9 protein-coding genes are annotated in these 12,146 nt (G+C 76.2%); 5 read left to right on the plus strand and 4 right to left on the minus strand.

Features of this window, described 5'->3' with window-relative positions; all coding sequences use genetic code 11:
• The first annotated feature begins 95 nt into the window (after window positions 1-95).
• The 3 genes from AB0N76_RS37375 to AB0N76_RS37385 all read left to right on the plus strand — a co-directional run bounded on the left by AB0N76_RS37375 (window position 96) and on the right by AB0N76_RS37385 (window position 2,264).
• On the plus strand, window positions 96-629 hold the full coding sequence (locus tag AB0N76_RS37375) for a hypothetical protein (protein ID WP_363565180.1): 534 nt from the start codon (window positions 96-98) through the stop codon (window positions 627-629).
• Window positions 630-889: 260 nt separating this feature from the next.
• Window positions 890-1,627: a response regulator transcription factor gene (locus AB0N76_RS37380; protein ID WP_363565182.1), complete on the plus strand. Its 738-nt coding sequence runs from the start codon at window positions 890-892 to the stop codon at window positions 1,625-1,627.
• A gap of 181 nt (window positions 1,628-1,808) precedes the next feature.
• Window positions 1,809-2,264 carry a pyridoxamine 5'-phosphate oxidase family protein gene (locus tag AB0N76_RS37385; RefSeq protein WP_363565184.1) on the plus strand — a complete coding sequence of 152 codons (456 nt, stop codon included), beginning with the start codon at window positions 1,809-1,811 and terminating at the stop codon, window positions 2,262-2,264.
• A 24-nt stretch (window positions 2,265-2,288) separates the two neighbouring features.
• On the opposite strand, the gene AB0N76_RS37390 is transcribed toward AB0N76_RS37385, so the two are convergent.
• Window positions 2,289-3,986: a GAF domain-containing sensor histidine kinase gene (locus AB0N76_RS37390; RefSeq protein ID WP_363565194.1), complete on the minus strand. Its 1,698-nt coding sequence runs from the start codon at window positions 3,984-3,986 to the stop codon at window positions 2,289-2,291.
• Window positions 3,987-4,530: 544 nt separating this feature from the next.
• On the opposite strand from AB0N76_RS37390, the gene AB0N76_RS37395 reads away from it, so the two are divergent.
• Window positions 4,531-5,451: a universal stress protein gene (locus AB0N76_RS37395; RefSeq protein WP_363565186.1), complete on the plus strand. Its 921-nt coding sequence runs from the start codon at window positions 4,531-4,533 to the stop codon at window positions 5,449-5,451.
• 212 nt (window positions 5,452-5,663) lie between these two features.
• A complete protein-coding gene (locus AB0N76_RS37400) occupies window positions 5,664-6,704 on the plus strand; it encodes a hypothetical protein (RefSeq protein ID WP_363565188.1) in 1,041 nt (346 codons plus the stop codon).
• 621 nt (window positions 6,705-7,325) lie between these two features.
• On the opposite strand, the gene AB0N76_RS37405 is transcribed toward AB0N76_RS37400, so the two are convergent.
• The 3 genes from AB0N76_RS37405 to AB0N76_RS37415 all read right to left on the minus strand — a co-directional run.
• Entirely contained in the window at window positions 7,326-7,874 is a 549-nt protein-coding gene (locus AB0N76_RS37405) for a copper chaperone PCu(A)C (protein WP_363565190.1), read from the minus strand.
• On the minus strand, window positions 7,871-10,294 hold the full coding sequence (locus AB0N76_RS37410) for a heavy metal translocating P-type ATPase (RefSeq protein ID WP_363565196.1): 2,424 nt from the start codon (window positions 10,292-10,294) through the stop codon (window positions 7,871-7,873). The genes AB0N76_RS37405 and AB0N76_RS37410 overlap by 4 nt, the downstream gene beginning before the upstream one ends.
• 378 nt (window positions 10,295-10,672) lie before the next feature.
• Window positions 10,673-12,146: hypothetical protein (locus tag AB0N76_RS37415; RefSeq protein ID WP_363565192.1), on the minus strand; the 1,474-nt coding region annotated here is incomplete at its 5' end.

Consider the following 12,146-nt stretch of genomic DNA (forward strand, 5'->3'; position numbering starts at 1 on the left):
CGCCCCCCCCGAACGCCGCTCCCGCCCGCGTCGCTGCCCCCGGGCGGGCGGGAGCGGCTCCCCCTTCCGTCTCCGGCTGAGGAGTAGACGGCACCATGTCCCACATCGTTCTCGCCATCGGCACCGCCGCGATCACCGCGTCCGGCTGCGTCTGGTACCTGCCCGCCATCGCCGACCTCCAGGCCGGCGAGGACCGCCCCCACTCGGCCCGCACCGCCGCGGCCGCCTGCGTGGTGTGGTGGGCCTGCCTGGCCCTTTCTGGCGGGCTGCTGCTGGCCGTCCCGGCCTGGCAGCCCGCCGCCCAGCTCGCGCTGGCCGGCCTGGTCGCCGGCGTCATCCTGCGGGTCCGCGCCCACCTTCAGGGCCGGGCCGAGCGGCGTGAGGACGCCGCCCGCTGGGCACTGCTCGACCCGAACCCGGTGCCCCGCTCCCCGCGCCCCGCCGCCCGCGCGCTGCTCGGCTGGCTGCTGGTCGGCCTGGCGATCGCCTCGCTGGGCGCCGCCTCCATCCTGCTCTCCGGTGGCGGCCCGCTCGCCCCGCGCGTCGCCGCCGCCGCGGGCAGCGCGGCCGCGGTCTCCACCGCCTTCCTGCTCATCGGCCTCACCGACGCCCGCCGCCACCGCCCCTGACGCACCGCCCCTGACGCACCGCTCCGGGCAGGCCGGTTCTTCCGCTCTCGCTTCCCGGGCGGCCGGGCAGCAAGAGCGGAAGAAGGTTCGCGCGGGGGCGGCCCGTGCTCGTCCCGGCCGCACCGAGGTGCCCCGGGACCTTCGTCCCCCCGCCTCCCCGGAATGGGGTCGTTCGGCCCTGGGGTGGGGCGGGGCGATGGGGGATGATGCGATCGGCCCGGCGTGCGGTGTGCCGGATTTGCAGAAGGTGGAGCCACGACATGGCGAGCGAGACGGCCGGTACCGAGACGCCGGCACCGGTCAGGGTGTTCCTGCTGGACGACCACGAGGTGGTGCGTCGCGGGGTGCACGATCTGCTGGACGGCGAGCCGGACCTGGAGGTGGTGGGCGAAGCCGCCACCGCCGAGCAGGCCTTGGTGCGGGTCCCCGCGCTGCGCCCCGACGTCGCCGTGCTGGACGTCCGCCTCGGCGACGGGGACGGCGTGGCCGTCTGCCGCGAACTGCGCTCCCGGATGCCGGACCTGGCCTGCCTGATGCTCACCTCCTTCGACGACGAGGAGGCGCTGCTGGACGCCGTGATGGCCGGGGCGTCCGGCTACGTGCTGAAGCAGATCAGCGGCACCGACCTGGTGGCCGCCGTCCGGACCGTCGCCTCCGGCCGCTCGATGCTCGACCCGGGCGCCGCGACCCGCCTGCTCAACCGGCTGCGCAGCGAGGCCGAACCCGAGCAACCGTCCAGCAACGGGCCGGAGTTGACCACGCGCGAGCAGGAGGTGCTCGCGCTGATCGGCGAAGGATTGACTAACCGTCAGATCGGCGAGCGCCTCTACCTGGCCGAGAAGACGGTCAAGAACCACGTCTCCCGCCTGCTCGCCAAGCTGGGCGTGGAGCGGCGCGTACAGGCCGCCCTGATCGCGACCGAGCTGCGCCAGTCGGCCGCCGCGCAGTCGACCCACCACCACTCGCGCATGCTCGGCGGCGGCAGCTCGCGGGCCTGAACCCGCAGCGCGCGAACCCGGTAGGGCCGGGCCCCGGACAGCGCGTCCGGGGCCCGGCCCGTTCCGCGCGCGGGGCAGTGCTGCCCTTGTGGCCGGGGCTTACGACGGTGGACCGGACGGGACCCTCGGCGGGACCATCGGCCCTCGTCCCGCCCCCGTCCGCCGAGTGACGATCACAGGTATGAACGCCGATCCCGAAGCCGCGTCCGAAGCCGCGTCCGTGCAGGTCGAACCGCTGTTCCGGCCGCAGCCCGGCGGGCTGCCCCTCGGCGTCCGCGCACTCGACGAGGCCAGGGCGCTGGAGCTGCTGGGCGGTACCGGGGTGGGCCGCGTGATCTACACGGTGGGCGCCCTGCCGGCCGTCCTGCCGGTCCGGTTCCGGCTGGACCGGGACGGCGGCGTGCTGCTGTCGGCGGCGGCCGGGTCGGAGCTGGCCCGGGCGGTGGACGGCGCGGTGATCGCGTTCGAGGCCGACGAGGTGGACGGCGCGGACGGCACCGGGTGGTGCGTCACCGTCCTGGGCCGCGCGGAACTCCGCACGGTGGACGGTCCGGACCGCCCGGACACCGGTCTGGTGGAGATCCGGATCGGCCCCGAGCTGGTCGTCGGCCGCCGTCTGACCGTCGAGGCGCACTGACCCGCCGTCGCGCCCCCGGGGCGATCACACCCCCAGCGGAGCCTCCCAGACCAGCCGGGTGCCGCCGCCGTCCGCCGCGAGCAGCTCGAAGCTGCCGCCCGCCCGCTCGGCGCGCTCCGCGAGGTTGCGCAGACCGCTGCGCCGTCCGGTCGCCGGGACGCCCACCCCGTCGTCGGTGACGGTGAGCGCGACCTTCCCGCCGCCCGCCCGCAGCGCGACCTCGACCCGGCTCGCGCGGGCGTGCCGGGCGGCGTTGCTGAGTGCCTCGCCGAGGACGGCCATGACGTGCTCGGCCAGTTCCTGCGGCACGTCGGTGTCGAGCAGGCCCTCCATGCTGAGCCGCGGCGCGAACCCGAGCGTCGCCTGGGCCTCGCCGACGGCGCGGGTGGCGCGGGCGCGCAGGCCCCGGTCGGGCTCGCTGTGGGCGCGCAGGCCGAAGATGGTCGAGCGGATGATCTTGATGGTCTCGTCCAGGTCGGCGACCGCCCGGCTGACCCGGTCGGCCGCGCTCGGGCTCTCGATCAGCCGGCCCGCGCTCTGCAGCGTCATACCGGTGGCGAACAGGCGCTGGATGGCCAGGTCGTGCAGGTCCCGGGCGATCCGGTCGCGGTCCTCCAGCAGCGTCAACTGCTCGGCGTCCCGGCGCCGTTCGGCCAGTTCGAGGGCGAGCGCGGCCTGGTCGGCGAAGCCCAGCAGCGGGCCGGTCTCCTCGGCCGTGAACGGCGGCTGTCCGCTCTTGCGCGCCAGCAGCAGCACGCCGCGCCCGAACTCCCCGCCGGTGCCCAGCGGCACCGCGACGGCCGGCCCGAGCCCGGCGAACCGGCCGGCCGGCCCGGCCGGGAACCGCGCGTCGTGCTCCAGCTCGTCGCTGGTGGCCGGCGAACCGGCGGCGTACGCGGCGCCGGACAGCGTGCCGTCCACCGGCACGGTCACCCCGAGCCGCGCCTCCGCCCGGCCGCCGAGCGCCACCTCGACGGTCAGTTCCGCCGCCCGTCGGCCGGGCTCGGCCAACGCCACCGACACATCGGCCAGTTCGGCACCGGCGATCTCCCGGGCCCGGCGCGCGATCAGCTCCACGACCTCCAGCCGGGGCGCGCCGGACAGCAGGCTGCGGGTGATCTCGGCACTCGCCCGCAGCCACCGCTGCTGGCGCTGCGCCTCCTCGTACAGGCGGGCGTTGTCGATGGCCACCCCGGCGGCGACCGCGAGCGTCGAGATGACCGCCTCGTCGTCGGCGTCGAAGTCCAGGCCGCCGCGCTTGTCGGTCAGGTACAGGTTGCCGAACACCTCGCCGCGCACCCGCACCGGCACCCCGAGGAAGGTGTGCATCGGCGGGTGGTTGGCCGGGAAGCCCACCGAGGCCGGGTGCTCGGCGAGCACCGGGCAGCGCAGCGGCTGCGGGTGGCGGATCAGCTCGCCGAGGATGCCGCGGCCGGTCGGCGGCGGGCCGATCGGCTCGATCTCCTCGGGCGTCAGGCCGACCGTCAGGAACTGCGAGAGCGTGTGCCCGTCCGCGCCGATCACGCCGAGCGCCCCGTAGCGGGCGTCCACCAGGTCGGCGGCGGCCTCGACGATGCGGTGCAGGGCCTGGGAGAGGTCCAGCTCGCGGCCGACCGCGAGCACCGCCTCCAGCAGGCTGTGCACCCGGTCCCGGGTGCCGCGCGCGGCGTCGATCCGCCACTGGAGCTCCTCCAGCAGTTCGTCCAGGCGCAGCTGCGGCATCCGCGCGCCGCCGGGGGCCCGGCCCTCGGCGGACGGCTCGGCCGGGGCGGCCTGGGTGGCCTGGGCGGCCTTGGTGGCCTCGGCGGGGGTGGCTCCGGTGTGGGCGGGGCAGCCGGGGGGCGGGGTGCCGTCCGGCCGTCCGCCCTGGTCTCCGCCGGTGCCCGTCCGCGTACCCTCCGCGCCGCCCACCGGCGTCCTCCTCGTTGCTTTGTCCTGCTGGTCCGGGGCCGCCCCCGGTCCTCGGACCTGGCGGATTGTCGGATTCACGTTAGTGCCCGGTGGGGTGCGCGGGGAACGCCGGGGTCGGTCATGGACGCGCCGGGCGGTGCGCGCGGGGGCGCCGAGGGGTGGTCCGGAAGCGAGGCGGGACTTTCGACCCTTTCGCGAGGGCCCTGCGGCCTCTGGTCCGCCGCCCGGCCCGCCGACCAGGGTGGGGAGGGAGGCCGACGGCGCGTCAGGGCGTGCCGGGCGGTCCCGAGCCGACAGCCGGCCGGCCGTCGGCCGAGTGCCCGCCCACCGCGGACCCGTAGCGGAAGGAAGTTCCATGACGCCAGCAGTCCTGGTCGGAGTCGACGGTTCGCCCGAGAGCACCGCCGCCGCCCACTGGGCCGCCGAGGAGGCCCTGCGGCGCGGCGCCCCGCTGCGCCTGCTGCACGCCTGGCCGTGGCTCACCGACGGCCGGGCCGCGTTCGCCGACCCGGAGAACCTGCCGGCGGCCGGTCAGCGGATGCTGGCCGCGACTGCGCGGGAGGTGCGGGAACGCCACCCCGGCGTCGCCGTCGATACCGACGTGGTGCTCGACGCGGCCGTGGACGGGCTGGTGGCCGCCGCCGAGGACACCGGGCTGCTCGTGCTCGGCTCGCGCGGGCTGGGCGGGTTCGCCGGGCTGCTGGTCGGCTCGGTGGGAATGGCGGTCGCCGCCCGTTCGACCGTGCCGCTGGTGCTGGTCCGGCCCGCGCGCCCGGCCGCCGCACGGCGCGCCGAGGCCGACCGGGCGGAGGCGGACCGGGCGGAGGCCGATGAGGAGGAGGGGGTGGCCGTCCCCGAGGTCGTGGTCGGGGTGGACGTGGCCGCGCCCAGCCACGCGGTGCTCGACTTCGCCTTCCACGAGGCCGCCCTGCGCGGCGCCCGGGTCCGCGCGGTGCACGGCTGGGACCTGCCGCCGGCCTTCGCGGTGGTCGGCTTCCTGCCGTCCGGCGTCGAGATGGCCCAGCTCCAGACGGCGGAGGAGAAGGCGCTGGCCGCCGCCCTCGCCGGGTACCGCGAGCGGCACCCGGAGACCGAGGTCGTCGAACAGGTCCGGCTCGGCGCCGCCCGCACCCTGGTCGAGGACTCCGTCGGCGCCGAACTCGTGGTCGTCGGCCGTCGGCGCCGCCCGCACGAGCTCGGGCTGCGGCTCGGCCGGGTCGCGCACGCCGTCCTGCACCACGCCCACGCGCCGGTGGCGGTGGTCCCGCACGACTGATCCGGTGGGGGCGGCCGGGTGTCCACCGTCCCCCACCTGACCGAGGTCCGTGGGAATCGGGGCCGTTGGACCCTGTCGCCCACCCCCGGAGCGGCGGAGGCTCGGAGATGGCAGGAGCCGCAGCCGTACCCCGCCGTATCGGCCGGTCCGTCCACCCGCTCGCGTGGTGGGTCCGGCCGGCCCCGGGGCATCGAGGCAAGGAGAGGATCACCATGATTCGTTCAGCCCTCACTCCGGTCGACCTGCGGCTGCTCGCCGAGGCCGGCGGCGCGGCGCCCTCGCTGCACAACAGCCAGCCGTGGCGCTTCCGCCCCACCCCGGACGGCGGCGGCGTCGAGGTGCACGCCGACCCGGACCGCGCCGTCCCGCTCGCCGACGCCGACGGCTCCGGGCTGCACATCGCGGCCGGGGCGGCCCTGTTCAACCTCCGGGTCGCCGCCGCCCGGCTGGGCCGCGCGGCCTCCGTCCGGCTGCTGCCGGACCCGGCCAACCCGTGGCTGCTCGCCGTCCTCGACCTCTCCGGGCCGGCTCTTGGTGCGGCTCCGTTCGGACGGGAGCTCTACGCCGCGATCACCCGACGGCACTCCAGCCGCGAGCCGTTCGCCAACCGGGACGTGCCCGAGGCGGTGGTCGCGGAGCTGATCGCCGCCGCCCGGGACGAGGGCGTGGCGCTCGCCGTCCTGGAGGAGGACGGGGTGCGCCGGGTGCTGGAGGTCACCGCCGAGGCCGAGGACCGGACCGCCCACGACCCGGCCCGGCAGGCCGAGACCCGCTCCTGGCTCCGTCCGGACGCCGGTGTCGGCGGCGGCGTCGGCGGCCCGGGTACCGGCGACGGCCTTCCGTACGCCGTGCTCGGCGCGCAGGACCACGACGCCCGGGTGCCGATGCGCGAGTTCGCCGGCCGGCCGCCGCAGCACGAGGGGCCGGTGCGGCCGTCCCGGCGCTTCGAAGCGCTGCCCCAGCTCTGCACGCTCGGTACCGCCGGGGACGAGCCGGCGGACTGGCTGCGCACCGGGCAGGCGCTGGAGCGGGTCTGGCTGCTGGCCACCGCGCGCGGGCTGCGGCTGACGGTGTGGCACCAGGCCGTCGAGTGGCCCGACCTCCGCTGGCGCCTGCGCGACCCCGCCGACGGGCCCGGGCACATCCACCTGGTGCTGCGGGTCGGCTACGGCCCGCCCGGCGCCGCCACCCCGCGCCGGCCGGTGGCGGACGTCCTCGACCCGCCGGTACGGCCGGGCGCGCCGTCGGCATAGGGCTTGCGTGGGGGGACGGGGCGGCCGACGGGGTGGGAGCACGTCGCCGGGCGTGGCGGCCGGGGGTGCCCGCCTCCGGCCCGCTCTCCGCCTGCCGAACGGGGCCGGCGGATCCGGGACGGCAAATCTGTAGACCGGTCTGCCTATTCCGCATCAAATAAGTGGACCGGTCTGCATATTTGAGCCGAAATCAGTAGACCGGTCGGTATAAAATCGCCGCCCCAGCGCACGTTTTCAGTAGACCGGTCAACATATTCTGCGCCGCCCCGCCGCTCCGCCGCCGCAGGACGACGGAAGTCCGAAGCCGACCCCTGGGGTGCGGTTGCTCGTCGCCGATCGTGGTCGATCGGGTGAGGGAAACAGAGAGGCCGGAGCGGGGCCGGTGTGCCCCATCGACACACCGGGAACCGCTCCGGCCTCGTCGGCCGGCGCCGGCCCGTGGCGTCGGCCGAGCAGTGGCCGGCGCACCGGGCAGGGGGCCGATGGGCCGGTCCTCGGCGTCCCGTCTGACGGGGGATCGACGGGAGTTGCGAGGACCGGCCCGGCCGGTGGTCGGACCGTCGCCCCTCGAAGTGGACGGTCCAGCCACCGGGTCCATGGGGCCCGGACGGGCGGGGCGGCTCAGCCGCCGCCGCGCCGTGCGCCGGGCGGGAGCACCTCCGCCTTGACCCGCAGGTCCGGGCTGTTGCGGAAGCTGAGCGTGAACTCCACCCACTGTCCGGCCTTCAGCGGGGGCGGATTGGTGATCATCAGGTCGGAATCCTCCGGCGTCATCTTCAGTTCGCCGCGTTCCGGAACCGGCAGTGCCGCGACCGCCTCCCAGCGGCCGGCGGCGCCCTGGTGCAGATGCCGCTTCAGGGTCAACTTGCCGCCGAACTCCCAGCTGGCGCCGGTGAGTTCGTCCGGGATGTCACCGGGGTTGCGGACCGTGAAGAAGGCGGCGGTGGCCGTCGCGCCGCCCGCCGTGGGCAGCAGCAGCCAGCCCGGTCCGGCCTCCACCGGGCGCGCGGTGCCGGCCCCGCCGACCGCCGTCCACCCGGAGAGCAGCGCGAGCGCCACCGCGGCCGCCGCCACCGGCGGGCCGACCACCTTCAGCCGCTCGACCGTCTGCCCGCGCGAGCTCGTCCGCCCACCCGAGCCCGTGAGACCCCTGAGAAGCCGCCCGCTCACCACGCCGCACCCGCCGAACGCCGCGCCCGGGCCGGCCGCCGCGCGCCCGTCGAACCGCCGTTGCGGCCACTGCTGCGACCGCCACTGCCGCGACCGCCTTCGCCGCCGCCTTCGCCGCCGCCCTCGCCGCCGCCCTCGCGCCCGTCCGAGGCACCCCGCCCGGGGCGCCAGGTCCGCAGTCGCAGACTGTTGCCGACCACCAGCAGCGAGCTCAGCGACATCGCCACCGCCGCCAGCATCGGGTTCAGCAGCCCGACCGCCGCCAGCGGGATCAGCACCACGTTGTAGCCGAAGGCCCACAGCAGGTTCACCCGGATCGTCCCGAGCGTGCGCCGGGCCAGCCGGACGGCGTCCACCACCGCCTCGATGTCCCCGCGCACCAGCGTCAGCCCGGCCGCGCCGATCGCCGCGTCACTGCCCGAGGCGAGGGCCACGCCGAGGTCCGCCGAGGCCAGCGCGACCGCGTCGTTGACGCCGTCGCCGACCACCGCGACGGTCCGACCGGCGGCCTTCAGTTCGGTCACCACCTCCGCCTTGCGCTCCGGCGAGGCCGAGAAGTGCACCCGCTCGATGCCGAGTTCAGCCGCCACGGCGCGGGCCGCGCCCGGCCCGTCGCCGGTCAGCAGCACCGGCTCCAGGCCCATCCCGCGCAGCCGGTGGAGCGCCCGCCAACTGCCCGAGCGCAGCGTGTCGCCGACCGCCAGGACGGCCACCGGCCGCCCGTCCAGCTCCACCACGACGGGCGTGCGGCCCGCCGCCGAGGCCTCGGCGAGCGCCTGCGTCAGCTCGTCCGGCAGTGGTCCGTGGGTGTCGTCGGCCTGGTCGGGGCGGACCACCCGCACCCGTCGGCCCTCGACCTCACCGGCCACCCCGACCCCGGCGGTGGCCGTGAACTCCGCCACCGCCGGGAGCGGTTCGGAGCCGCCCCGGGCTCGGGCCGCCCCCACGACAGCCCGCCCGATCGGGTGCTCCGAACGATGCTCGACGGCTCCCGCGAACCGCAGCACCGAATCCTCGTCGACCCCCGTGCCGGAGGCCACGGTCACTGCGGCGAGCTCCATCCGGCCGGTGGTCAGGGTGCCCGTCTTGTCCAGCACCACGGTGTCCACCCGGCGCAGGCTCTCCAACGCCTCCGGGCCGCGCACCAGCACGCCCAGCTCGGCGCCCCGCCCGGTGGCCGCCATCAGCGCGGTCGGCGTGGCCAGGCCCAGTGCGCACGGGCAGGCCACCACCAGGACGGCGACCGCCGCCGTGACCGCGGCCTGCGGGTCCGCGCCCGCGCCCAGCCAGAAGCCGAGCACGCACACCGTGACCGTCAGCACGCACGGCACGAAGACCCCGGCGACGGTGTCCGCCAGCCGCTGCGCCCGCGCCTTGCCGGCCTGGGCGTCCGCCACCAGTGCGGTGATCCTGGCCAGTTGGGTGTCCGCGCCGACGGCGGTCGCCCGCACCACCAGGGCGCCGCCGACGTTCACCGTGGCGCCCGCGACCCGGTCGCCCGGGCCGACCTCGACCGGCACCGACTCGCCGGTCAGCAGGCTCAGGTCGAGCGCCGAACCGCCCTCGACCACCACCCCGTCGGTGGCCACCCGGTCACCCGGCCGGACCACGAACTCCTGTCCGGGGAGCAGCTGTTCGATCGGCAGCAGGCGTTCCTCGCCGGTCTGCGGATCGCGGACGCACACCTCCTTCGCGCCCAGTTCGGCCAGCGCCCGCAGCGCGGAACCGGTGCGCCGCCGCACCCGGCCCTCCAGCAGCCGCCCGGCCAGCACGAACAGCGGCACCCCGACGGCCGCCTCCAGGTAGACGTGCGCGGCGCCGCCGCCGTCCGCGGTCAGCGAGAACGGCATCCGCATGCCGACCTCGCCCGCCCCGCCGAACACCAGCGCGTACGTGGACCAGCCGAACGCCGCCACCACGCCCAGGCTCACCAGCGAGTCCATGGTCGCCGCCGCGTGCCGCAGGCCCTGCCAGGCCCGCTGGTGGAACCCGGCGGACCCCCAGGTCACCACCGGCACCGACATGCCGAAGCAGACCCACTGCCAGGCCGGGAACTGCAACGACGGCACCATCGAGATGACCAGCACCGGCACCGTCAGCAGCGCCGTCACCAGCAGCCGCCACCGTTCTCGGGCGTCCTCCTCCGCGGGGCCGCTCGACAGTCCGTCCGGCGCCAACTCGGCGGTGTACCCGGCTCGTTCGACGGCGGCCACCAGATCCGGGAGGCCCACATCAGCGGGGTGCAGCACCCGCGCCCGGCCGGTGGCCAGGTTGACGCCGGCGGTCACGCCCTCGATCTTCGCCAGCCGTTTCTCCACCCGGCTGACGCAGGCCGCGCAGGTCATCCCGCCGACCGCCAGATCGGTGCTCACCAGCGCGGCGGCCTCCGGGCCGCCCGCGCTCTCGGCACTCTCCGTCACGGACGTCACCGGCCCGCTCCCATGTCATGCCCCATCCCGGGCTTGCCGCCGCCACCCCCGCCGGGCGTCAACCCCGGCGTCACCGGTCCGGCCCCGCGCCCCACCACGAAGGCCACGACGAACACCACAACCAACAGCAGGGCGAACCCGCCCAGCACACTCAACGGCCGGCTACCCGGCGACATCCCACTCACGCCCCACCAGTCGTCCCCCCACCCCCCTCGGTTCCCGTACATCCGATATGACCCCCACCACGCCACCCCGATGGCGCACCCCGGCCACCTCGGCCCGGCCCCCGCACCCCGGCCCCTTCACCGCAGAAATGCCGACGGGGGCCGGGGCGATCGTGTCGCCCCGGCCCCCGCCTTCCCGTTCCCGCTACGCGCGCCGCCCCGTCCGCTGGTCCAGGTGCACCAGGACCCCCGAGTGGAACCGCTCGACGGCGGCGTCGACGCTCCGGATGAATCCGCTCTCCGCGTTGCCGCGGGTGCTCCCCATGCTCTTCGACAGCGAGAGCCGGAAGCCGGTGATCCGCGAGGCGTCCTTGGGCAGCAGGTCGCCGGGTTCGGGCCGCAGCTTCTCCAGGGTGCCCCGGGGGCCGACCGCGGTGCCGTCCGTGAGCGTCTCGACGTGCAGGTCCGCCGGCGCCTCGGCGAGCTGGCGGACGAGCCGCTTGACCCAGCTGAGCGGGTAGCCCTGCTCGGGGGCCGGGATCTCGGCGGAGGTCCGCAGCTTGCCCACCCGCAGGTCGGCCGTGATGGCGATGGTGCCGATCGCGTCCTCGATCCTGAGTTCGGCGTCGAGCCGGCCGTCGGTGCAGAGCCGGTCGGCCAGCGCGGCCCGTCGGGCCCGGGCGTCCTCGCCGCGCCGGGTGCGCTGAACGGGCAGCACCTTGACGCCGAGCTCGCCGCCCAACTGGAGGCAGACCTGCCGGATGAGCCGCTCCCAGCTCTCCACCACCTGGGTGGCACGGTCGTCCCCGGGCGTGAGCGTCTCGTCGTCGATGCCCTTGCGGACGGGTACCCAGGCCGGCCCCATGTTCTGGAAGCCGTGGCAGCCCGAGTTGTCGTGCTGGAGGTAGTGCAGCAGTTCCTGGAGCAGCCAGGCGTGCGCGGGGTTGCTCACGCCCTCGTGCCGGATCAGCATCTTCGCCTGGTAGGCGACCTCGGCCCAGGAGAGGTGGCCGAGCAGCACCTTGTGCTTGCGCCGGCCGTCGACCTTGACCGGGACGAGCGGGCTGCCGTCGAGGGCCACGTCGTTGGAGAGGGTGATGACCGCCTCGTAGCCGCGCCGGGCGGCGATGTCCATGTAGTCCTGGACCTGATCGGCCTTCAGCGGGTTGCCGTTGGTCTTGCTCTCGACGAGGGCGGTCCAGAGGCGTCCGGCGCGCTCGATCCGGATGACCCCGTCGGGACGCTTCGGCGAGTCGCCGTGCGGGAGCGAGACCTCGGTGAAGGTCTCCGTACGGCCGGCGGGGGCGCCGAACGCCACGGTGAGCCGGCGTCCGAACTCCGGCACCTGGGCCATCACGGACAGCAGGACCGAGGTGGCCCGCACCTCGCGCTCGCGGTCGCTCTTCAGGGTGGTGGCCGGGAAGAGCCGCGCGGTGCGCCAGCCGTCGTTCTCGGCGAGCGAGGGCTTGACGGCCTTGGGGAGCGTCACCTTCTTCTTGGCGGTGCGCAGCCGCTTGGCCGCGCCGGGAGCGGTAGCGGGGGCGGGCTCGGCCGCGGAGCCCGGGGTCGGGGTGGACGCCGAATCAGTACCCGTGCTCGTGCCCGTGGCGGCGGAGGAGTCGCCGGCCGGCGCCCCGGCCGGGCCGCCGGCCAAGGTCCTGGTGCCGCCGCCGGGCGAC

The sequence above is a fragment of the Kitasatospora sp. NPDC093806 genome (assembly GCF_040683335.1).
In the GTDB taxonomy this organism is placed as follows: domain Bacteria; phylum Actinomycetota; class Actinomycetes; order Streptomycetales; family Streptomycetaceae; genus Kitasatospora.